Here is a 20,963-nt window from a genome sequence, read left to right on the forward strand (position 1 = left end):
GGGAAGCGCGATGCGCGCGGTCAAGGACGGACCCGACGGCGATCCCCGGGCGGAGGATCCCCGCGCCCTGGTGATCCGCGGGCTGACCAAGGAATACCGGCCCGGCCAGCCGGTCCTGAAGGGCATCGACCTCGTGGTGCCCGGCACCGGGCTCACGGCGATCATCGGGCCGTCCGGCACCGGTAAGAGCACCCTGATCCGCTGCATCAACCGGCTGGTCCAGCCGACCGCGGGGCAGATCCTGTTCCGCGGCGAGGACCTCGCCCGGCTCTCCGGCCCCGCCCTGCGCCGGGCGCGCCGCCGGATCGGGATGGTGTTCCAGGAGTACAACCTGGTCGAGCGCCTCTCGGTGATGGAGAACCTGCTCTGCGGCCGCCTCGGCTACGTGCCGGCGTGGCGCGCGTGGCTGCGCCGCTTCCCCGAGGCCGACATCGCCCGCGCCTTCGACCTCCTCGACGCGGTCGGCCTGTCGGGCTTCGCCACCCGCCGGGCCGACGCCCTGTCGGGCGGCCAGCGCCAGCGCGTCGGCATCGCCCGGGCGATCATGCAGGAGCCCGAGATCGTGCTCGCCGACGAGCCGACCTCGTCCCTCGATCCGAAGAGCTCCGTGGAGATCATGGAGATCCTGTCCCGGCTCGCGGCCGAGCGCGGCGTGCCGGTGGTGGTCAACATCCACAACGTGGCGCTCGCCCAGCGCTTCGCGGCGCGGATCGTCGGCATGTCGGGCGGGCACGTGGTCTATGACGGGCCGCCCGACCGGCTGAGCGAGGCCGACCTGCGCGGCATCTACGGCGGCGAGAACTGGCTCGAATGATTCCGACCGCCCGACCGGCCTCCTCCGACGCCGCCGGCCGCGTCGCGTTCCGGCCCAACTGGACCGCCCGCGCCGGCTGGGCGCTCCTCGCCCTCTACGCGGTCTACGCGGCGACCCAGCTCGGCTTCTCGCCCGAGCGCTTCGCCGGCGGCCTCGCCCACGGGCAGCAGTTCCTGGCCCGGATGTTCCCGCCGAACTTCTCCCGCTGGGAGCTGATCCAGTCGGGCATCCTCGAGAGCCTGCAGATCGCCGTGATCGCGACGGTGATCGGCATCGCGGTCGCCCTGCCGATCGGCTTCCTGGCGGCCCGCAACCTGATGCCGGCCTGGGTGACGTGGCCGACCCGCATCCTGATCGCGCTCTGCCGGTCGTTCCACCCGATCATCGTGGCGATCCTGTTCGTGAAGGCGATCGGCTTCGGGGCGCTCGCCGGCGTCATGGCGCTGATCGTCGCCTCGGTGGGCTTCATCGCCAAGCTGTTCGCCGAGGCGATCGAGGAGATCTCCCTGAAGCAGGTCGAGGCGGTGCGGGCGACCGGTGCCGGCTTCCTGTCGACCCTGATCATGGGCGTGCAGCCGCAGGTGCTGCCGCGCTTCATCGGCTTCGCCACCTACCAGCTCGATTCCAACCTGCGGAACTCCACCATGGTGGGCATCGTCGGCGGCGGCGGCATCGGCGCGACGCTGTTCACCGCCTACCAGCGCTTCGACTTCGACGTCGTGCTGGCGATCCTGATCGTCATCGTCGCCCTGATCATGGTGGCCGAGATCGTCTCCGGCTGGGCCCGCAAGGTGTTCCAGTGAGCGTCGCCCTCGCCCCCGCTTCCGCCGGCCCGCGCCACTGGCAGCGCTTCCCCCTGTGGAAGCGGCTGGCGCGGCTCGCCTTCACGCTCTGCGCGGTGGCGGCCTTCGTGGCGAGCCTGCGCACCATCGAGGTGATCCCGGAATTCCTCTACGACGCCCCCGAGCAGCTGGCCGACCTGTTCGGCCGGATGTGGCCGATGGATGCCGGCTATGTCGGGCCGACCCTGCGGGCGCTGGTGGAGACGCTCCACATCGCGACCCTCGGCACCCTGATCGCCATCGCGATCGCGGTGCCGATCGGGCTGATGGCGGCCCGCAACGTCACGCCCAACCGCGCGCTGAACCTGTTCGCCAAGTTCGTGTTCGTGACCTCGCGCTCGGTGAATTCCCTGGTCTGGGCGCTGCTGTTCGTGGCGGTGTTCGGCCCCGGCCCCCTGGCCGGGACCCTGGCGATCGCGCTCCGCTCCGTCGGCTTCACCGGCAAGCTGTTCGCCGAGGCGCTGGAGGAGGCCAATCGCGGCTCGATCGAGGCCCTGCAGGCCGCGGGCGCCGGCCGGCTCTCGACGCTGCTGCTCGGCTACTGGCCGCAGGTGAAGCCGGCCTTCTGGTCGATCGCGCTGTTCCGGTGGGACATCAACATCCGCGAATCCGCCGTGCTCGGGCTGGTCGGCGCGGGCGGCATCGGCGTCGCGCTCGATACCGCCCTGAACCTGCTCTACTGGGATCAGGTCGCCGTGGTGCTCGCCGCGATCTTCGGCGTCGTCATCCTGGCCGAGATCGTCGTGACGGCGCTCCGCGCCCGGACGCTCTGAGGGGGCCTCACCGCCCCAGCGACATGCCGAGCGGCGGCGCGACCTCCGGCGGCAGCGGCGAGACGTAGCCGGCGGCGCCGACCCGGCGGGCGAGGTCCGCCTTCGCGGCGTCGCGCAGGGCCGCGTCGGTCACCGCCCGGGCGCCGGTGGCGGCCATCGCCTTGGCGACCTGCACCATCGCCTTGTGGGCCGCGGGCGTCTTTCCCTGCGCCACCACCTGCCAGGTGTGGAACGGCGTGCCGATCGCCACGGTCGGCGCGTGGGCCTGGACGGTCGGCACCACCCAGCTCACGTCGCCGACATCCGTGGAGCCGACCGCCGGGTTGCGCGGCGCGTCGAGGGGCACGAGGAAATCGGCGAGCGGCGCCTCCGTGCGGGGCATCCCGATGGCGCGGAACACGGCATCGATGTCGCCGTCGGTGAGCGTCGCGCGGATCTGGCCGGCGAAGTCCCGGTCGGCCTCGTCGAAATGCGGCGGCCCGAGCTCCTCCATCACGCCGTGGAGCGCTTGCTCCAGCGGCGTGTTGCCCAGGAGGTTCGACACCGCGCTGACGATTCGCACCTCGAGGGCGGTCTCGGTCATCAGGGCGGCGCCCTCGGCGATCTTCTTCACCCGCTCGACCAGCGCCAGCATGCCCAGCAGGTCGCGCGCCCGGATCGAGTAGCGCACCGTGGCGCCGGCCTGGACGACGTTCGGGGCGATGCCGCCGGCGTCGAGATAGGCGTAGTGGACCCGCGCGTCGGACGGCATGTGCTCCCGCATGTAGTTCACGCCGACGCTCATCAGCTCGACGGCGTCGAGCGCCGAGCGCCCGAGATGCGGGGAAGCCGCCGCGTGGGCGGTGCGCCCGGTGAAGACGAAATCCGCCCGGGTGTTGGCGAGCGCCACCGGCGGCGCCACCTCCCAGAAGCTGCCCGGATGCCAGGAGATCGCGATGTCGGCATCCGCGAAGGCGCCGGCGCGGACCATGAACGCCTTGGCGGCGCCGCCCTCCTCGGCGGGACAGCCGTAGTAGCGCACGCGGCCGGGGGTGCCGGTCTCGGCGAGCCAGTCCTTCAGGGCGGTGGCGGCGAGCAAAGCCGCCGAGCCGAGGAGGTTGTGGCCGCAGCCGTGGCCGTGGCCGCCCGCCACCACCGGCCGGTGCTCGGCGACGCCCGCCTCCTGCGACAGGCCCGGCAGGGCATCGTACTCGCCGAGGAAGGCGATGACAGGCCCGCCTTCACCGGCCTCGCCCATCACGGCGGTGGGGATGCCGGCGACCTGCTCGGTTACGCGGAAGCCCTGGTGGCGCAGCTCGGCGACGTGCTCGGCGCAGGACCGCGCTTCCGTGTAGCAGACCTCCGGCATGCCCCAGACCCGATCGGACAGGGCGATCAGCCGCTCCGTCTGCGCGTCGACGTGGCGCCACACGGTGTTGCGGTTGTCCATCGTGTCGTCTCCCGGAAGGTCGCGCGTCGCGTTCGCGCCATCATAGCGGGCTCCGCGCCGTCATCGCGAGCGCAGCGAAGCGACCCAGGGCTGCGCACGGTCAGGGGACGTGGCGCTGCTGGATTGCTTCGCTGCGCTCGCAGAGACGGCGGCGTCGCGCTGCTCGGCTCGGTGCGGCAGGAGAGGGACTGGCATGCAGGGCCGGGGCCATGCTGCGCACGAAGCGAACCTTCCTCAACACGTTTCGGTTGAACCGTCACTGGCCCGCCCCTTGCCAAGGCCGCCACCGGAATGTTGCTGTGCCGCGCGGCGGTCAACGGGAATGCGTACATGGACGAGCGGGATCTGCGCGGCCTCATCGGGCAGGTGAAGGGCGGCCGCCTGTCGCGGCGCGCCTTCGTGCAGCGGATGGTGGCTTTCGGCCTCACCGCGCCCATGGCCGGGCTGATGCTGGCCGGGAACGGGGTCGCGATGGCGGCCGATATCCGGGCCGGCTATAAGCCGACCAAGGCCGGCGGCGGCGGCGCCCTGAAGCTGCTCTGGTGGCAGGCGCCGACCCTGATCAACCCGCATTTCGCCATCGGGACCAAGGACCAGGACGCCTCGCGGATCTTCTACGAGCCGCTCGCCGCCTGGGACGCGGACGGCAACCTCGTGCCGGTGCTGGCCGCCTCGATCCCGTCGAAGGAGAACGGGGCGCTCGCCGCCGACGGCCGCTCGGTGGTGTGGACGCTGAAGCCCGGCGTGACGTGGCACGACGGCAAGCCGCTCACCGCCGACGACCTCGTCTTCACCTGGGACTACGCCCGCGACCCCGCCACCGCGGCGGTGACGGCCGGCTCCTACAAGGATTGCAAGGTCGAGAAGGTCGACGACCTCAGCGTCCGGGTGCTGTTCGACAAGCCGACGCCCTACTGGTGCGACGCCTTCGTGGGCATCGTCGGGATGGTGCTGCCGAAGCACCTGTTCGGGCCCTATAGCGGCGCCAAGTCCCGGGACGCGCCGCAGAACCTCGCCCCCGTGGGCACCGGCCCGTACCGGTTCGTGGAGTTCCGGCCCGGCGACATCGTCCGCGGCGAGCGCAATCCCGACTACCACCTGCCGAACCGGCCGTACTTCGACACGATCGAGATGAAGGGCGGCGGCGACGCGGTCTCGGCGGCCCGCGCGGTGCTCCAGACCGGCGAGTACGACTACGCCTGGAACATGCTGATCGAGGACGAGGTGCTGAAGCGCCTGGAGACCGGCGGCAAGGGCCGGGTCGACGTGGTCTACGGCGGCAAGCTCGAGTTCCTGCTCCTCAACGCCACCGACCCGAACGTCGAGGTCGACGGCGAGCGCGCCTCGATCACCACCAAGCACCCCGCCTTCTCCGACCCCAAGGTCTGCCAGGCGATGAACCTGCTGGTCGACCGCAAGTCGATCCAGACCTACATCTACGGCCGCACCGGCAAGCCCACCGCCAACACGGTCAACGGCCCGGAGCGCTTCGTCTCGCAGAACACGAGCTTCGCCTTCGACCCGGCCAAGGCCAACGCGCTCCTCGACGAGGCCGGCTGGAAGAAGGGCTCCGACGGCATCCGCGCCAAGGACGGCAAGAAGCTCAAGCTGCTCTTCCAGACCTCGATCAACGCGCCGCGTCAGAAGACCCAGGCGATCATCAAGCAGGCGGCCGCCAAGGCCGGGATCGAGATCGAGCTGAAATCGGTGACCGGCTCGGTGTTCTTCTCCTCCGACCCGGCCAACCCCGACACCTGCACGCATTTCTACGCCGACATGGAGATGTACGCCTACAGCATGACCCAGGCCGATCCGGCGATCTGGCTGCTCATGTACGCCTCCTGGGAGGTGGCCCAGAAGGCCAACAAGTGGCAGGGCCGCAACGTCGTGCGCTGGCGCAACGACGCCTACGACAAGGCCTACAACGCCGCCCAGAGCGAGCTCGACCCGGTCAAGCGCGCGGCGCTGCTGATCACCTGCAACGACCTCGCGGTCTCCGAGAACGTGCTGCCGCTGATCCACCGCGCCGAGGTCTCGGCGGTGGGCGCGACGCTCACGGCCCCCCGCAGCGGCTGGGACAACGACCTGTCGTTCCTGCCCGACTGGTACAGGGAGGCCTGAGCGGGAGCGCGGGCCATGGGCGCCTACATCCTGCGACGGCTCCTGATCGCGATCCCGAGCCTGCTCGGCATCAGCCTGATCCTGTTCACCGTCCTGGCGCTCGCGCCGGGCGACCCGTTCGGCGAACTCGCCAGCAATCCGAACGTGCCCCCGGAGGTGCGGGCCGCCCTGCGGGTGAAGTTCGGCCTCGATGACCCGATCCTCACCCGCTACCTGCACTGGCTCACCGCCATGCTGCAGGGGGATTGGGGCTTCTCCTTCGCCAGCCGGGTGAATGTCGACACCCTGATCCTGCAGCGGCTGCCGACGACCCTGTTCATCGTCGGCTCCTCGCAGGTTCTGGCGCTGCTGATCGCGGTCCCGGTGGGCCTCTACGCGGCGCGCCGGCCCTACTCGCTCGCCGACCAGATCGCCAACACGCTGGCCTTCGTGGGCTTCTCGCTGCCGACCTTCTTCACCGGCCTGCTGTTCATCCTGCTGTTCTCGATCAAGCTCGGCTGGCTGCCCTTCGTCTACCAGGCCGACCTGCCGGGCTCCGGCCTGCCCTGGGTCTGGGCGAATGTCCGGCAGGCGATCATGCCGGTGGCGGTGCTGGGCTTCTTTCAGGCCGCCTCCTACACCCGCTACGTGCGCGCCTCGGCGCTGGACGTCGCCCGCCTCGACTACGTCACCACGGCCCGCGCCAAGGGCCTGTCGGAGGGCACGGTGACCCGCCGGCACATCGCCCGCAACGCCCTGATCCCGGTGGTGACGCTCGTCGCCCTCCAGATCCCGGCGGTGTTCGGCGGCGCCATCGTCACCGAGCAGATCTTCCGGATACCCGGCATCGGCTCGCTGCTGATCGACGCGATGCTGGCCAACGACACGCCGGTGGTGATGGCGGTGACCTTCGTGTTCGCCGGCCTCGTCATCCTGTTCAACCTCGTCGCGGACCTGCTCTATGGCTGGCTCGACCCTCGCATCGCCCTCCGATGAGGCGGTGCCCGTCGCCCGCGCGCCGGCCTCGCCGGCGCGGGAGACGTGGCGGCGCTTCCGGCGGCACCGGCTGGCGCTCGCCAGCGTCGGCGTGCTGGCGCTCCTCGTCGCCGGCGTGGTGTTCGGCGGCCTGCTCTGGCCGGTCGCCATCGACGATATCGACTTCGCGGCCCAGCTCCAGGGTCCGTCCTGGGACCACCCGTTCGGCACCGACGATCTCGGCCAGGATCTCCTCGCCCGGATGATCTACGGCGGCCGGATCTCGCTCGCCGTGGGCTTCGCCGCCATGGCGGTGGCGAGCCTGATCGGCGTGCTGGTGGGCGCGCTCGCCGGCATGTCGCGCCGCCTCCTCGACCCGGTGCTGATGTGGCTGACCGACCTGTTCCTGTCGCTGCCGCAGCTGCCGCTGCTGCTCCTGGTGATCTACCTGTTCCGCGACAGCCTGAAGGCCGTGTTCGGCAGCCAGGGCGGCGTGTTCCTGATGATCGTCGCGGTGATCGGGGGCCTGCGCTGGATGCCGGTCGCCCGGCTGGTGCGGGCGCAGTTCCTGAGCTTGCGCGAGAAGGAGTTCGTGGAGGCGGCCCGCTCACAGGGGGCGACCACCGGGCACCTCGTGCGCCGCCACATCCTGCCGAACGCCCTGGGGCCGGTGATCGTGGCGGCCTCCATCGAGGTCTCGTCGGCGATCATCGCGGAATCGACGCTCTCCTTCCTGGGGCTCGGCTTCCCGCCCGACATCCCGACCTGGGGGCGGCTGCTGTTCGACGCCAAGGACCATCTCGACGTCGCCCCGCACTGGGCGCTGTTCCCGGGGGGCGCGATCTTCCTGACGGTGCTGTCGATCAACTTCATCGGCGACGGTTTGCGCGACGCCCTCGACCCGCGCCGGGTGCTCTAGGGCATGCGGCGGGGCTTCGAGGGCTGCCGGCTTGCCGTGACCGCGCCTGCCCCCGCAGAGGGGCGGACAGACCGGAAGGCCCTTTCCGGCACTGGGGCTTCAGGATCGGGCGCGGGTCCCCTCTCCCGGGCGGGAGAGGGACAGGGTGAGGGATCAGGTCTTTCAGGATGGGGCGCGCCCTGTCGGAGCGTCGACGGTGTGCTCGGTCCTGAACCTTCTCATCCCTCACCCCAACCCTCTCCCGCACGGGAGAGGGGGCCCGTCGCGCTCCGTCATCAGCGTCGGTGCGCATCGGAGAGGCGGGAACATCGTCGCGTCGGAGGACGCGGGGACGGTGTGGAGTCGCCCCGTCGAACCCCGCTGGATCAGGAGTGAAGCCCGTGACGGATCCGATCCTCTCGGTCTCCGACCTCACCGTGTCCTTCCGCTCGGAGGGCCGCTGGCACGCGGTGGTGCACGGCGTCTCCTTCGATGTCGGGCCCCGCGAGACCGTGGCGCTGGTGGGCGAGTCCGGCTCCGGCAAGAGCGTCAGCGCCCTGTCGATCCTGCGCCTCCTGCCGCGGGACGCGAGCCGCATCGGCGGCAGCGTGCGCTTCGCGGGGCGCGAGCTGCTCACGGCCCCCGAGGTCGAGATGCGGCGGGTGCGCGGCGATTCCATCGCCATGATCTTCCAGGAGCCGATGACCTCCCTGAACCCGGTGCTCACCATCGGCTTCCAGATCGCCGAGGCGCTGATCCGGCACCGGGGCCTGTCGCGCTCCGCCGCCGAGGCGGAGGCGCTCCGGCTCCTCGACAAGGTCCGGATCCCGGCCGCCCGGTCGCGCCTGCACGAGTACCCGCACCGCTTCTCCGGCGGCATGCGCCAGCGGGTGATGATCGCCATGGCGCTCGCCTGCCGGCCGAAGCTTCTCATCGCCGACGAGCCGACCACGGCGCTGGACGTCACGATCCAGGCCCAGATCCTCGACCTCATCAAGAGCCTGCAGGACGAGGAGGGCATGTCGGTCCTGTTCATCACCCACGACATGGGCGTGGTCGCCGAGATCGCCGACCGCACCGTGGTGATGTACCGGGGCCGCGCCGTGGAGGCCGGCCCGACCGCACGGATCTTCGACGCCCCCGCCGAGCCCTACACGCGGGCGCTGCTGGCCGCGGTCCCGCGGCTGGGGACCATGGCGGGCCGCGCCCGCCCGATGCGCTTCCCGGTGGTCGACCGGGCGACCGGCCTGGCGGCGCCGACGCCCGAGACCCCCGACACCGTCAGGGCCGCCGAGCGCCCGGTGCTGGAGGTGCGCGACCTGACCGCCCGGTTCGACATCCGCTCCGGCCTCCTCGGTCGCGTGACCGGCCGCGTCCACGCGGTGGAGCGGGTCTCGTTCAGCCTCGCGGCCGGGGAGACCCTGGCGCTGGTCGGCGAATCCGGCTGCGGCAAGTCCACCACCGGCCGCGCGATCCTGCGCCTCGTCGAGCCGCTGTCGGGCTCGGTCCTGCTCGACGGCGAGGACATCACGGGCCTCGACCCGAAGACCCTGCGCACCCGCCGCCAGCGCATGCAGATGATCTTCCAGGACCCGTTCGCGAGCCTCGACCCGCGCCTGAGCGTCGGTGCGGCGGTGGCCGAGCCGCTGCTGATCAACCGCCTCGCCGCGCCCCGCGCGGCAAGGCTTCGGGCCGAGGAGCTGCTCGCCCGGGTCGGACTCGCGCCCGAGACGGCCGGGCGCTTCCCGCACGAATTCTCCGGCGGCCAGCGCCAGCGCATCTGCATCGCCCGGGCCCTCGCCCTGACCCCCCGGCTGATCGTCGCCGACGAGGCGGTCTCGGCGCTCGACGTCTCGGTGAAGGCGCAGGTCGTGAACCTGATGCTCGATCTCCAGGCCGAGTTCGGCCTCGCCTACCTGTTCATCTCGCACGACATGGCGGTGGTGGAGCGGGTGAGCCACCGGGTGGCGGTGATGTATCTCGGCGAGATCGTGGAGATCGGACCGCGCGCCGCGATCTTCGGCGACCCGCAGCACCCCTACACGAAGAAGCTGCTCGCCGCCGTGCCGGTCCCGGATCCGGCCCGGCGGGGCGCGCGGCACGCCCTGCCGGACGACGAGATCCGCAGTCCGATCCGCGCGCCCGACTACATGGCGCCGGAGCGGCTCTACCGGGAGGTCGCGCCTGGCCACAGCGTCCAGGATTGGGGGGGCGACTGGGACGCGGGCCCGCGTCAGGGCGCGGCGGCCTGAGGCCGCTCAGCTCCGCCGCTCCGCCGATCGGACGCAGCGCCTCGCCCGCCTCGCCGCCGCGGCGATCGCGCGGCCGGACTGGGCGCGCAACGTGGCGGCCCATGCCGGCCCGTTCTGGGCGCGGGCCCCGATGGCACCCGGTCGTCGCGGTCGACAGCGCTCCGGCCGATCTCGCTCGGGTCGAGGGTCTCGACGGAGCCGAACCGGTCCAGCGCCGCATCGGCGGATCCGAAAATCGGAAGCGCCCGGCCTCTACAGGAGACTTGTGAAGTATTACGACGCCACCGCAGCGGGGTGGCGCCCGCAATCGATTGCCGCTAAGCTGCTCCTCTATCCAAGTAAGTCTTTCATTTGAAGATTTACAAACAACAGCTCTGGAGCGATCGGTCCATGTTGCGTGCCGAAGGAGAGGGGCAGCGCGGCTTTCCGGCTGGGACCCGCGCGGGGCCCGGCGCGACGCAGCCCGTTCCGCTGCCGGAGCCGGCGGCCGAGATCGGCTCGGCGCGTCTCCTGCAGGGGCGCCGGGAGATCGTCATCCGCCACGGCGGCCACGCCTATCGCCTGCGCGTGACCGCGAGCGACAAGCTGATCCTGACCAAATGAACGCCCCCGCCCCGATATCGCGCCGCACCCTCCTGGCCGCCGCCGCGGCCGGTGCGCTCGCCCCGCGCGCCGCCGCCGCGCAGGCGGCCACCCGCATCGCCGCACTGGGCGGTGCCGTCACCGAGATCCTCTACCGCCTCGGCGCCGGCGGCCGGATCGTCGCGGTCGACACGACCAGCCTCTACCCGCCCGAGGCGCTGCGCGAGAAGCCGAATGTCGGCTACCTGCGGGCGCTCTCGGCCGAGGGCCTGCTGGCGCAGCAGCCCGACCTGATCATCGCCGCCGAGGGGGCGGGCCCGCCCGCGGTCCTGGCGCAGCTGCGCGAGGCCGGGCTGCGTGTGGAGACCGTGACGGAGCCGCCGAGCCCCGAGGGCGTGCTGGACAAGATCGAGACGGTCGGGCGCCTCGCCGGGCTGGAGCGCGCGGCCGAGGCCCTCGAGGCCGAGGTCCGCGCCCGTTTCGCCGACCTCGCGGCCCGGCGCGCCCGGATCGCCCGGCCGGCCCGGGCCCTCGTCGTCCTCTCGGTCCAGGGCGGCCGGACCGTCGTCGGCGGTGCCGGCTCCTCGGCGGACGGCATCCTGACCCTGGCGGGCATCGCCAACGCGGCCACGGGCCTGGAGGGCTTCAAGCCGATGACCGACGAGGCCATCGTGGCCGCCGCTCCCGACGCGGTGGTGATGATGCAGAACGGCCCGGAGCCGCCGAAGCCCGAGGGTATCTTCGCCCCCGGCACGGCCCTCGCCCAGACCCCCGCGGGCGCCCAAGGCCGGCTGGTGGCCATGGACGGGCTCTACCTCCTCGGCTTCGGTCCGCGCACGCCGCAGGCCGCCACGGACCTGATGCGGGCGCTCTACCCGGACCTGCCGCGTGACTGAGCCGCGCGGCGGCGGGCGGCGCGCGTGAGTCGGCGGTCCACGGCGCCCTGGGCGCTGGGGATCCTGGCGGCCCTGGTGGTGTCCGCCGCCCTGCTCTCCGTGAGCCTCGGGGCGATCCGCATCCCGGTGGAGCGGGTCCTCGCGGTCCTGCTGGGGGACGGCAGCGATCTGGCGCGCGCCCGGGACGCCCTCGTGATCCTCTCCATCCGCCTGCCCCGCACTCTGCTGGGGCTGATGGTCGGGGCGGGGCTGGCGGTCTCCGGCGCGCTGATGCAGGGGCTGTTCCGCAATCCCCTGGCCGACCCGGCGCTGGTCGGGGTCTCGTCGGGGGCGGGGCTCGCCGCCGCGCTCATCATCGTCCTCGGCGACCGCATCCTCGCCCATCTCGGGCTGCCCGGGCCGCTGCCCTACGCGGTCCTGCCGGCCGGGGCCTTCCTCGGGGGCCTGGGCGCGACCCTCATCCTGTACGTCCTCGCCACGCGGTCCGGGCGCACCGCCGTGGCGACGATGCTGCTCGCCGGGATCGCCCTCGGCGCGCTGACCGGCGCGCTGACCGGCCTGCTGACCTTCGTCAGCGACGACCGGCAATTGCGCGATCTCGCCTTCTGGTCCCTCGGCAGCCTCGGGGGCGCCACCTGGGCCAAGGTCGCGGCCTCGGCGCCGCTGATCCTGCCGGTGCTGGCCGCGGTCCCGTTCCTCGGCCGCGGCCTGAACGCCCTGGTCCTCGGCGAGGCCGAGGCGTTCCATCTCGGCGTCCCGGTGGAGCGGCTGAAGCGCGCCTGCATCGTGCTGGTGGCGGTCGCGGTCGGCGCCAGCGTGGCGGCGGCCGGGGTGATCGGCTTCGTCGGCCTCGTGGTGCCGCACGCCCTGCGGCTGCTGATCGGCCCGGGGCACCGGCTGCTGCTCCCGGCCTCGGCGCTCCTCGGCGGCGCCTTCCTGATCCTCGCCGACGTGGTGGCGCGCCTCGTCGCCGCGCCCGCCGAACTGCCCATCGGGATCGTCACGGCGCTGGTCGGGGCGCCGGTCTTCCTGTGGCTGCTCCTCGACCGGGTGCGGGCGGACGATGTCTGATCCGGCCCTGCTCACGGCGCGCGACCTGACCGTCACGGTGGCGGGGCGCGACCTCGTGCGCGACGTCTCCCTGGGGGTGGAAGGCGGCACCCTCCAGGTGATCGTCGGCCCGAACGGGGCCGGCAAGTCCACCCTCCTCCGCCTGCTCAGCGGCGCCCTGCGCCCGACCCGGGGCACCGTCGCCTATGCCGGCGCGGCAATTGAGACGATCCCGCCCTGGCGGCTCGCAGCGATGCGGGCCGTGCTGCCGCAGGCGGCGCGCCTCGCCTTCCCATTCACGGCGGCCGAGGTGGTCCGGATCGGCCTCGACGGCATCGGCCGGGGCCTCGGCGCCCGCGACCGCGCCGCGATCCTGGCCCGGGCCCTCGAACAGGCCGACGCGGCCCATCTCGCCGGGCGCGCCTATCCGACTCTGTCGGGCGGGGAGCAGGCGCGGGTGCAATTCGCCCGCGTGCTCTGCCAGCTGGAGGCCGGCCGCACGGTCGCGGAGCGGCAGGTGCTGTTCCTCGACGAGCCGACCGCGAGTCTCGACCTCCGCCACCAGGGCGCGCTTCTCGACGCGACGGCCGGGCTGGCAGCGGCCGGCGTCGCCGTGGTGGCGATCCTGCACGACCTCAACCTCGCCGCGGCCTATGCCGACCGGCTTCTGGTTCTGGACGGGGGCCGGCTGGTCGCGCGCGGGCGACCGGCCGAGGTCCTGACGGACGAGCTGATCGCGCGGGTCTTCGGCGTCCGCTGGCCGGTCGGCCGGGTGCCCGAGGGCGACCAGCCCTTCCTCCTGCCGCATCGGGATGTGGCCGGCCGGACACCGACCTGACCGGATTTCGTGGATCCTCGACGTCGTCCGGCCGGCGCCAGGACGGCCTTCTCGGCATGCCGGCCCGACATCCCAGAAAAATCTGTTGCGCATCGCCGTCGCGATCGGCGAGAAAAGCTTCAGCAAGCCAGCCATCCGCCAGCCAGCTCTTGGAAACGACTGTGCGGGGGCGACCATCATCATGGCTTATGCTTTCCACCGGGCGCTCGTCGCCCTCGGCGTTGCGCTGGCGACTCTGCCGGGCGCCCGGGCGGAGGAGTCCGGCCCGGCCGCGCGCCTCGAGCCCGAGATCGGCCTCGATACGCTGTCGGTCACCGCGACGAAGACCGCCGTTCCGGCCGTCGACGCCCTGGCGGGCACGAGCGTCGTCCCGCGCGCGGCCCTCGACCGGCTCCAGCCCGGACGCCTGTCCGAGGTGCTGCGCGACGTGCCCGGCGTGACCACCCAGGAGAACCGGACCGATCCCGCGCAGGCGATCAACATCCGCGGCCTGCAGGATTTCGGCCGGGTCAACGTCCTGGTCGACGGCGCGCGGCAGGACTTCCAGGTCTCGGGCCACGGCGCCAACGGCGTGTTCTACCTGGATCCCGAACTCGTCGGCGGCGTCGACATCACCCGCGGGCCCACGGCGACGATCTACGGCTCGGGCGCCATCGGGGGCGTCGCGGCGTTCCGCACCCGGTCGATCGACGACATCCTGGCCCCCGACGAGACCGCCGGCTTCGTGCAGAAGCAGGGCTTCGGCACGAACGGCCAGCGCTTCGTGAACAGCTCGGCGCTCGGCGCTCGCATCGGCACCGCCGCGGACCTGTTCGGGCAGTTCGTCTTCCGCGACACCGCGCCCTATCGCGACGGCGCCGGCCTGCCGGTGCCCGATACCGGCAGCGACCTGAATGCGGGCCTCGCCAAGCTCACCCTGCGGCCCGCGGACGGATACGCGATCCACGCCACCGCGCTCCTCCAGCGCTTCGACTTCGTCAATGGCGGCGACACCGGCGGCGGGGCCCGCTTCGCCAACGCCGTGCAGGCCGACACCTACACCGTCGGCTACCGCTTCGCCCGGCCGGACGTGCCGCTCGTCGATCTCAGCCTCGACAGCTACGCGACCACGACGCACGACGCCCTGACTTTCCTGCAGGACTCGCCCCGGGGCGTTTACGGCCGGCTCGGCACCCGGGCCGGCGACCGTCTGACCTACGACATCGCGACGTTGGGCTTCGACGCCCACAACACCGCCCGGTTCGAGACCGGTCCGGTCGCGCACGCGCTCACGCTCGGCGGCGACGGCGTGGCGAATCGCGTCCGGACCACCGACCGGGCCGGCGGCTTCGGGGCGGCCTTCACGCCGTCGGGGCGGCGGGACCTGGCCGGCGCCTTCCTGCAGGACGAGATCCAAGCCGCGCCGTGGCTGCGGATCGTCGGCGCGCTCCGGCACGACAGCTACCGGCTCGACGGCGGGGCCTATCACGCCGGCGGCGCGCGGGTCTCGCCGAAGATCACGATCGGCGTTGCGCCGCTGGGCGGCCTCGAACTCTACGGCACCTATGCCGAGGGCTATCGCGCCCCGACCGTCACCGAGACGCTGGTGCAGGGCCTCCACCCGTTCCCGGCCTTCACGATCCTGCCGAATCCGGCCCTGCGGCCGGAGGTGGCCCGCACCGTCGAGGGCGGCGTCAACCTGCGCGCCGACGCCGTGATGGGGCCGGAGGCTTCCCTGCGCGCCAAGCTCGCCGTGTTCGACACCGCAATCGACGCCTTCATCGACATGCAGGCGGTCGGGCCGACCTACTTCGTCCCGGCGATTCCCGGCATCCCGGCCTCGGCCTGCTCCGGCCGGCCCGGGCGCTTCCCCTGCGTGATCCCGGTGCGCTCCTACCAGTACCGCAACATCGCCCGGGCCGACCTGTCGGGCGTGGAACTGGAGGGCACCTACGATTGGGGCCGGGGCTTCGTGTCGCTCGCCGCCACCCATATCGACGGTCGCGACCGCGCCACCCGCGAGAGCCTGCTCACGGTGCCGCCGGACCGGATCGGCACGACGTTGGGCCTGCGCTTCCTCGCCGACCGGCTCACCGTCGGGACGCGCCTGACCCTGGTGGATGCGCGCACCGACCTCCCGGCGGGTTCCCGGAACCGGGCCACCAAGGCCTACGGGCTGGTGGACCTCTTCGCCACCTATGCGGTCACCGACCGGGTCACGGCGGATGTCGTCGTCCAGAACGCCCTCGACCGGCGCTACCGCCAGTACCGCGACGCCCTGGCAAGCCCGGGCCTCGTGGCCAAGGCGGCGCTCAGCATCGCGTTCGCGACCCGCTAGGAGACGCTAGAAGACGCTACCGGTAGCGCGACGGGTGATATTCCCGGTAGCTCAGGCCGATGACCGCCGCGAGCAGGCCGGCCCCCCGGCACAGCGTGTAGCCGCCGCCGATCAGGGTCTCCGGCCTGAGGGACAGGCCGGCGATCCCGAGCCGCAGCAGGCCACCGCCGAGGCGCGCGAGGCCGCGGCCCGCATTGGCGAGGCGGCCGGTCACCGTCTCCGGGCGGAGCCGGCCGAGATAGGCCTCGACGTTGCCGCTGCGGTACCAGCGGGCCAGCAGCCAGCGCACCCGCATCCGGTGCGTCGGGATGCTGTCGTAGACCAAAGCCGTCTCGGCCCAGGCGATCCGGTGCCCGGCCTGCAGCAGGGACCGGAAGAAGAAGGTGTCCTCGCCGCCCAGGGTGTTGAAGCGCATGTCGAAGGACAGGCCCAGCGCCCGGATCACCCGCAGGTCCAGGAGCGCGTTGGCGGTGTAGCCGTCCTGCACGAAGCCGTCGCGGACCGGCAGGCGCTTGGCGAAGAAGCCCCCCGCCGCCGCCCAGGTGGGCGGCACCCGGTCGAAGAACGGCACGACCGGCCCGATGCAGGCCGCGGCCCCCGTTCCGAGGGCGGTCTCGAGCAGGTTGTGGAGCCAGTCCCGGTCGGGGAACTCGTCGTCGTCGATCAGCGCGACCCAGTCCGCGCCGGCCGCGGAGGCCTCCGCGAGGCTCCGGTTGCGGACCGCGGCGAGGCCGCGGGTCTCCTCCCGGGCATAGGTGACCGGGAAACGGCCGGTCGCCCGATAGGCCTCCACCACCGGCACGGCGGCGCGGCTGCGCCCGTTGTCGATGATCAGGATGCGCAGGGCGGTCTCGGCGAGGTTGCCGAGCCGCTGCTGGTCCAGCGCCTTGAGAAGGCGCGCGAGCCCGACGGGCCGCTCGCAGGTGCAGATACAGATGCACAGGCGCATCGTCTCACCTCTGTCCGATCGGGAGGGCGTGTAGCCTCGGCCGCAGGCGCTTGCCCGCCGCTTCCAGCAGCGTCGCGGCCAGGGATTGCCACATCCGGGGATGCCGGAGCGCCAGGGCGGCGCCCTGGATCCACCGGCCGGCCTGGGCGGCCTCGATTACCTGGGCCATCATGCGCATCATCGCGAGGCCGTCGCGGTAGGCGCGGCTGCCGTGGCGGATCTCAGCGGACCGCGCCCGGGCCTCCGCAAGGCGGCCGTGCTCCGCCCGGGCCGCGAAGGCCGCCTCCAGGCGCGCGATGTCGGCTTGGCGCAGCCGGTGGGACAGGGAGGTCGGGCCGCGCCGATAGCCGTAGCCCGCGTCGCTGGTGACCACGAACCGCGCGCCCGCCGCGAGGGCCTCGAGGCACAGCAGGAAGTCCTCGCCGATCCGGACGCCTTCGTCGTACCGGATCTTGTGCCGGTTGAGGGTCTCGGCCCGGATCATGGGCTTGAGGTAGCCGAGTTTGGTCCCTGGCCTGAGAAGTTGATTGCAGGCGATGTACTTGGCGAGATCGATCTCGAACAGGTACGGCTCCCGGCCGCCCTCCATCATCCCCGGTCCCCGGGGATCGAACACGTCCGTGAACGGGATCGGGTTGTCGGCGACGATGTCGGCATCCGCCGCCAGGGCAAGGTCGAGCAGCGACCGGGAGCGATCTGGCAGGATCAGGTCGTCGGCGTCGAGGATCGCGATCCAGCGGCCCCGGGCGGCGTCCAGGGCCGCGTTCCGGGCGCTCGACGGGCCCCGGGGCGATCCCGGCCCGGCCCCGGCGAGGGAGATCACGCGGACGCGCCGATCGGCCTCCACCAAGGAAGCCAGCACGGTCCCGGTCCCGTCCCGCGAGCCGTCATCGACCGCCACGACCTCCACGGCGACGCCGGTCTGGGCGAGGGCGGAGCGAACGGCCATCTCGATCCAGGGCGCCGCATCGTGCGCGGCCATGATGAACGAGACGTCCACGGACGTGCCCCGGGCATCGGACAAGAGTTGATCCGCCATCGCGTTTCCTGGCCCGACGGGCGCGGCCTCCCGGGCCGCCCTCGACATGAGCCCGAAGTGATCGGGGCGCACGACGCTCAAAGGGCGTAGGGCCGCCGGCAGCCCTTCCTCTTGCGGCGGATGGCCCCGGTGGCGGGGGGCGCTCAGCGTGACCCGGGCTTCGATTCGCCGCCGGGACGCGGCTCCTGCGGGGTGAGGCCCTGCGTCAGGATCGACCGGACATGGGCGCGCAATTTCTGCTTTCGCTCCGCCGAGGCGGGAGAATCCTTCTTGAGGCTCGAATCGCCGGAGGCTGTCATGTCGAACGCCGCTGAGGCCCGTCACCGCGCGTCGCCATGGCCGACGCGGCCGGAAGGGTGATCGGCGATACCTATAATGGATTATTTGGATGGAATCTCGACATTATTGCAACGCGACTGGCGAAAACAGTTTTGGTGTTTGTTAAGGTTTATGTCTCCTACTGAGCATTGTCGGGCACGGGCGAACTACGTAGGTAGTATCCGAGGGGGCCCTCCCGAGGGCAGCATTCAGGGAGGAGATGGGTGCCCAGTCGCTTCTATTTCGATATCGAGAACGGCAAGGAAACGATCCGCGACGCGCAGGGCGTGGAAGCCGAAGACCTGGCCGAGGCGCTGGCGGAGGCCCGCAGCGTGATCGACGAAGTGGCAGGCGATCTGGGTGCCGCAGGCTCGGACGGCAGGTGGACGCTCGTCGTGCGCGACGCCACCGGTGCCGAGGTCGGCCGGTTGCCGATCAAGAGCTAGACGGGGCCCGCCCGCGGGCATCCGCAAACCGGCCCGGCCGCTGCCGCCGCGGGACGCGGCTACGGGCCGATCAGCGCAGACGAGCCGACCCGCCGGGGTGGCGCCCGCAGGAGCCGGCGGGCCGGCGCCTCGAGGAGCCGCCACGACAATTCCGCCAGCAACAGCGTCAGGATCAGGTCAAGCGCCATCGAGACCGGGCGCGGGCCGGCGACGTCGAGGCCGATTGGCGCGAGCACCCGTTCCGCGTGGAGCGGAACGTGGAACAGGTAGGCGGCGTAGCTGATCACGCCGATCCGGCGCAGCCACGGGATCTCCAGCAGGGCGACCGCGCGGCCGTCCCGCACCTGAACCACCTGCAGCAGGAGCAGCGCCGCCAGGACGCCGCTGAGGCGGCCGAGGATCAGCCACCAGCCGGTCGGCGCGACCACGAGCGGCAGGGTCAGGAACAGGATCGCCACGCCGGCCAGGGCGGCGTCGTGGGCGAGCCAGGCCGGAAGCGGCTTGGTGCGCAGACCGGCGAGGCCGCCCAGCGCGATCAGCCCGAGATTGGCCAGCGTATCGACATCGAAGCGCGTCGGCCCGGCGCCCGACAGCCACAGGGCGCCGTGCGTCACGACGCTGACCCCGATCAGGATCCCGCACAGCGTGCCGAGGTGCCGCCGCGGCAGGAACAGCGCCGCCGGCGCGAACAGCAGGTAGAATTGCTGCTCGACGGCGAGGCTCCAGAGGTGGCCGAGTTCGGTCCCCCAGCCGTTCTGCGCGATGTAGACGTTCGTGACGTAGAACCACGTCGCGCCCTTGAACGCGGCGGTGCCGAGACTGGACGGGTCGCCGGGCCGGACCGTGTAGAGCACGAACAGGAAGACGTAGTAGACCGGCACGATGCGGGCGATCCGGTTCCGGTAGAACAGTCCGAGGCTGCCGAGCGGCGTCGCCGTGCCGGCCTCCACCGCCGCGCGGGCGGCGTCGAGGATGCGGACGATCAGGAAGCCGCTCAGGACGAAGAACAGCCACACGCCGGCGGTGCCGAGGGCTTCGGTCCTCGGGCTCGGCGCCTTGTGGCTGATGAAGACCATCAGGAACGCCACGGCCCGGAGGCCGTCGAACCCGATGATGCGGCGCTCTGGAGGGGCCACGGCGCGCCTCGTCCGGTGATCGTCCGCGCCGCGCCGGGGCAGACCTGAGTGCCGATCTCGCCCGTGCGGCTTCGTTCGCGTCCGGGAGGGCCGGACACGCCGTCATAGACCGGGCTGAGAGCCGGAGGTCCCTACCTCGATCGGGGGAGCGGGGCTCCCCGAAAGCGGTCTTGCCGCTCAGCGGCGCCGGGCGAGGAGGGCGACGAGGCCGACGGAAACGGCCGCCGCAGCCTGGGCGGCCAGCAGCGCGACCAGGATCCCCTTCGGCAGGACCAGTGTGAAGCCGATCGCTCCTCCTATCAGCGCAGCGAAGACCAGCACGACCAGCAACGATTTACCTCCATTGATGGATCGGCGGCCGTCTTGTTGCCGAACCTCTCGCCGGCCCAGAGTCGGCGCAAGGGTTCCGCCTGCGATCGACGCCCCTTCGGACCGGCTGACAGCCGTCGAAGCCGGCTGCGGCGACGCGGGCCGGACCGGCCGGGCGCGCACGCCGCTCCGCAGGTTCGGACCCCGTCTCGCTTCGAGTCAAGGAGCCGACATGTTGCGCCCGGCCGGGACCCCGACGCCGATCGAGTCGTCGACGCCGCAGGATGTGGTCGAGACGATCAACGAGGCCTTGGTCAAGACGTTGCCGGCGACGGTGCAGGCCGGCCCGGGCCTCAGGGCGAGCTGGGTGACGAAGCGCATCCTCGACGCCACCATCGCCCTGACGGCCCTGCTCCTGCTGCTGCCGCTCCTGCTGTTCATCGCCCTGCTGATCTGGGGGAGCGACGGCCGGTCGCCGATCTTCCGCCACAAGCGCCTCGGCCGGTACGGGCGCCCCTTCGGCTGCCTGAAGTTCCGGTCCATGGTGCCGGACAGCGACACGGTTCTGACGCGGCACTTCGCCGAGCATCCCGAGGCCCGGGCCGAGTGGGAGGCGTCCTACAAGCTCACGCACGACCCCCGCGTGACGGCGCTGGGCCAGGTCCTGCGCAAGACCTCCCTCGACGAGCTGCCGCAGCTCTGGAACGTGCTGTGCGGAGAGATGAGCCTCGTCGGTCCGCGGCCGATCGTGCAGGCGGAGGTCGTCCGCTACGGCGCCGACTTCATCACCTGCTTCTCGGTTCCGCCGGGGCTGACCGGCCTGTGGCAGGTCTCCGGGCGCAGCGACACGGGCTACGCCGAGCGCGTCGCCCTGGATTGCGCCTATGCCAGCCAGTGGAGTCTCGCCCGCGACCTCGGCATCCTGCTCAAGACGGTGCCGGCCGTGTTGAGCCAGCGCGGCAGCCGCTAGGGCCATGGCCTGGCGGCCGCGTCCCAATCG

The 20,963-nt window shown here is 72.2% G+C and carries 19 protein-coding genes; 14 read left to right on the top strand and 5 right to left on the bottom strand.

The genetic code is table 11. The features are described 5' to 3' along the window. The first annotated feature begins 10 nt into the window (after nt 1-10). Genes phnC through phnE (ABIC70_RS03075) form a run of 3 tightly spaced genes read left to right on the top strand, consistent with a single transcriptional unit; the run spans nt 11 to nt 2,429 of the window. Nucleotides 11-814: a phosphonate ABC transporter ATP-binding protein gene (phnC, locus tag ABIC70_RS03065; protein WP_052083927.1), complete on the top strand. Its 804-nt coding sequence runs from the start codon at nt 11-13 to the stop codon at nt 812-814. Continuing rightward, nucleotides 811-1,617: a phosphonate ABC transporter, permease protein PhnE gene (gene phnE / locus ABIC70_RS03070; RefSeq protein WP_354438848.1), complete on the top strand. Its 807-nt coding sequence runs from the start codon at nt 811-813 to the stop codon at nt 1,615-1,617. Before phnC ends, phnE (ABIC70_RS03070) begins: the two co-directional genes overlap by 4 nt. Further along, entirely contained in the window at nt 1,614-2,429 is an 816-nt protein-coding gene (gene phnE, locus ABIC70_RS03075) for a phosphonate ABC transporter, permease protein PhnE (RefSeq protein ID WP_043379068.1), read from the top strand. Before phnE (ABIC70_RS03070) ends, phnE (ABIC70_RS03075) begins: the two co-directional genes overlap by 4 nt. Before the next feature lie 7 nt (nt 2,430-2,436). Here phnE (ABIC70_RS03075) and ABIC70_RS03080 read toward each other — a convergent pair whose 3' ends face one another. After that, entirely contained in the window at nt 2,437-3,858 is a 1,422-nt protein-coding gene (locus ABIC70_RS03080) for a M20 family metallopeptidase (RefSeq protein WP_354438849.1), read from the bottom strand. 330 nt (nt 3,859-4,188) lie between these two features. Between ABIC70_RS03080 and ABIC70_RS03085 the strand changes: the two genes are divergently transcribed. The 9 genes from ABIC70_RS03085 to ABIC70_RS03125 all read left to right on the top strand — a co-directional run bounded on the left by ABIC70_RS03085 (nt 4,189) and on the right by ABIC70_RS03125 (nt 15,766). After that, nucleotides 4,189-5,979: a peptide ABC transporter substrate-binding protein gene (locus ABIC70_RS03085; protein WP_354438850.1), complete on the top strand. Its 1,791-nt coding sequence runs from the start codon at nt 4,189-4,191 to the stop codon at nt 5,977-5,979. 15 nt (nt 5,980-5,994) lie between these two features. Beyond that, nucleotides 5,995-6,954, top strand: coding sequence for an ABC transporter permease (locus tag ABIC70_RS03090; protein ID WP_043379060.1), 960 nt, complete (start codon nt 5,995-5,997; stop codon nt 6,952-6,954). Next, complete coding sequence (locus ABIC70_RS03095; RefSeq protein WP_043353306.1) at nt 6,920-7,852, top strand: ABC transporter permease; 933 nt, start codon at nt 6,920-6,922, stop codon at nt 7,850-7,852. The genes ABIC70_RS03090 and ABIC70_RS03095 overlap by 35 nt, the downstream gene beginning before the upstream one ends. Before the next feature lie 380 nt (nt 7,853-8,232). Beyond that, nucleotides 8,233-10,083 carry an ABC transporter ATP-binding protein gene (locus ABIC70_RS03100; RefSeq protein ID WP_354438851.1) on the top strand — a complete coding sequence of 617 codons (1,851 nt, stop codon included), beginning with the start codon at nt 8,233-8,235 and terminating at the stop codon, nt 10,081-10,083. Nucleotides 10,084-10,473: 390 nt separating this feature from the next. Next, nucleotides 10,474-10,686 carry a hemin uptake protein HemP gene (locus tag ABIC70_RS03105; RefSeq protein WP_043353304.1) on the top strand — a complete coding sequence of 71 codons (213 nt, stop codon included), beginning with the start codon at nt 10,474-10,476 and terminating at the stop codon, nt 10,684-10,686. Further along, the gene (locus ABIC70_RS03110) at nt 10,683-11,561 is read left to right on the top strand and encodes a heme/hemin ABC transporter substrate-binding protein (RefSeq protein WP_043759842.1); all 879 of its coding nucleotides are present in this window, start codon (nt 10,683-10,685) and stop codon (nt 11,559-11,561) included. Before ABIC70_RS03105 ends, ABIC70_RS03110 begins: the two co-directional genes overlap by 4 nt. A gap of 24 nt (nt 11,562-11,585) precedes the next feature. Then, the gene (locus ABIC70_RS03115) at nt 11,586-12,632 is read left to right on the top strand and encodes a FecCD family ABC transporter permease (RefSeq protein ID WP_354438853.1); all 1,047 of its coding nucleotides are present in this window, start codon (nt 11,586-11,588) and stop codon (nt 12,630-12,632) included. Then, nucleotides 12,625-13,449 carry a heme ABC transporter ATP-binding protein gene (locus ABIC70_RS03120; protein WP_179697520.1) on the top strand — a complete coding sequence of 275 codons (825 nt, stop codon included), beginning with the start codon at nt 12,625-12,627 and terminating at the stop codon, nt 13,447-13,449. Before ABIC70_RS03115 ends, ABIC70_RS03120 begins: the two co-directional genes overlap by 8 nt. A gap of 181 nt (nt 13,450-13,630) precedes the next feature. Beyond that, nucleotides 13,631-15,766, top strand: a complete 2,136-nt coding sequence (locus ABIC70_RS03125) for a TonB-dependent hemoglobin/transferrin/lactoferrin family receptor (RefSeq protein ID WP_354438855.1) — start codon at nt 13,631-13,633, stop codon at nt 15,764-15,766. 16 nt (nt 15,767-15,782) lie between these two features. Here ABIC70_RS03125 and ABIC70_RS03130 read toward each other — a convergent pair whose 3' ends face one another. After that, nucleotides 15,783-16,715: a glycosyltransferase family 2 protein gene (locus ABIC70_RS03130; RefSeq protein ID WP_043355178.1), complete on the bottom strand. Its 933-nt coding sequence runs from the start codon at nt 16,713-16,715 to the stop codon at nt 15,783-15,785. Nucleotides 16,716-16,719: 4 nt separating this feature from the next. Further along, nucleotides 16,720-17,754 carry a glycosyltransferase family 2 protein gene (locus ABIC70_RS03135; protein WP_354438857.1) on the bottom strand — a complete coding sequence of 345 codons (1,035 nt, stop codon included), beginning with the start codon at nt 17,752-17,754 and terminating at the stop codon, nt 16,720-16,722. Nucleotides 17,755-18,296: 542 nt separating this feature from the next. On the opposite strand from ABIC70_RS03135, the gene ABIC70_RS03140 reads away from it, so the two are divergent. Then, a complete protein-coding gene (locus tag ABIC70_RS03140; protein ID WP_043355176.1) occupies nt 18,297-18,518 on the top strand; it encodes a DUF6894 family protein in 222 nt (73 codons plus the stop codon). Between the two features lie 59 nt (nt 18,519-18,577). On the opposite strand, the gene ABIC70_RS03145 is transcribed toward ABIC70_RS03140, so the two are convergent. Next, entirely contained in the window at nt 18,578-19,654 is a 1,077-nt protein-coding gene (locus ABIC70_RS03145) for an acyltransferase family protein (RefSeq protein WP_342144639.1), read from the bottom strand. A 177-nt stretch (nt 19,655-19,831) separates the two neighbouring features. Continuing rightward, nucleotides 19,832-19,984 (bottom strand): hypothetical protein, encoded by a 153-nt coding sequence (locus tag ABIC70_RS03150; protein WP_164706357.1) that lies wholly within the window; start codon nt 19,982-19,984, stop codon nt 19,832-19,834. 211 nt (nt 19,985-20,195) lie between these two features. On the opposite strand from ABIC70_RS03150, the gene ABIC70_RS03155 reads away from it, so the two are divergent. After that, nucleotides 20,196-20,933, top strand: a complete 738-nt coding sequence (locus tag ABIC70_RS03155; RefSeq protein WP_051045014.1) for a sugar transferase — start codon at nt 20,196-20,198, stop codon at nt 20,931-20,933. Nucleotides 20,934-20,963: the final 30 nt, after the last annotated feature.

The sequence above is a fragment of the Methylobacterium sp. 1973 genome, assembly GCF_040545035.1.
GTDB lineage: Bacteria > Pseudomonadota > Alphaproteobacteria > Rhizobiales > Beijerinckiaceae > Methylobacterium > Methylobacterium fujisawaense.

Excerpts from the sequence above, each read along its gene's own strand:
- ABIC70_RS03105 (WP_043353304.1), top strand. The coding sequence starts at position 10,474 with ATGTTGCGTGCCGAAGGAGAGGGGCAGCGCGGCTTTCCGGCTGGGACC.
- ABIC70_RS03130 (WP_043355178.1), bottom strand. The coding sequence starts at position 16,715 with ATGCGCCTGTGCATCTGTATCTGCACCTGCGAGCGGCCCGTCGGGCTC.
- ABIC70_RS03085 (WP_354438850.1), top strand. The coding sequence starts at position 4,189 with ATGGACGAGCGGGATCTGCGCGGCCTCATCGGGCAGGTGAAGGGCGGC.
- ABIC70_RS03110 (WP_043759842.1), top strand. The coding sequence starts at position 10,683 with ATGAACGCCCCCGCCCCGATATCGCGCCGCACCCTCCTGGCCGCCGCC.
- ABIC70_RS03080 (WP_354438849.1), bottom strand. The coding sequence starts at position 3,858 with ATGGACAACCGCAACACCGTGTGGCGCCACGTCGACGCGCAGACGGAG.
- ABIC70_RS03095 (WP_043353306.1), top strand. The coding sequence starts at position 6,920 with ATGGCTGGCTCGACCCTCGCATCGCCCTCCGATGAGGCGGTGCCCGTC.
- ABIC70_RS03155 (WP_051045014.1), top strand. The coding sequence starts at position 20,196 with ATGTTGCGCCCGGCCGGGACCCCGACGCCGATCGAGTCGTCGACGCCG.
- ABIC70_RS03135 (WP_354438857.1), bottom strand. The coding sequence starts at position 17,754 with ATGGCGGATCAACTCTTGTCCGATGCCCGGGGCACGTCCGTGGACGTC.
- ABIC70_RS03120 (WP_179697520.1), top strand. The coding sequence starts at position 12,625 with ATGTCTGATCCGGCCCTGCTCACGGCGCGCGACCTGACCGTCACGGTG.
- ABIC70_RS03090 (WP_043379060.1), top strand. The coding sequence starts at position 5,995 with ATGGGCGCCTACATCCTGCGACGGCTCCTGATCGCGATCCCGAGCCTG.
- ABIC70_RS03125 (WP_354438855.1), top strand. The coding sequence starts at position 13,631 with ATGGCTTATGCTTTCCACCGGGCGCTCGTCGCCCTCGGCGTTGCGCTG.
- phnE (WP_354438848.1), top strand. The coding sequence starts at position 811 with ATGATTCCGACCGCCCGACCGGCCTCCTCCGACGCCGCCGGCCGCGTC.
- phnC (WP_052083927.1), top strand. The coding sequence starts at position 11 with ATGCGCGCGGTCAAGGACGGACCCGACGGCGATCCCCGGGCGGAGGAT.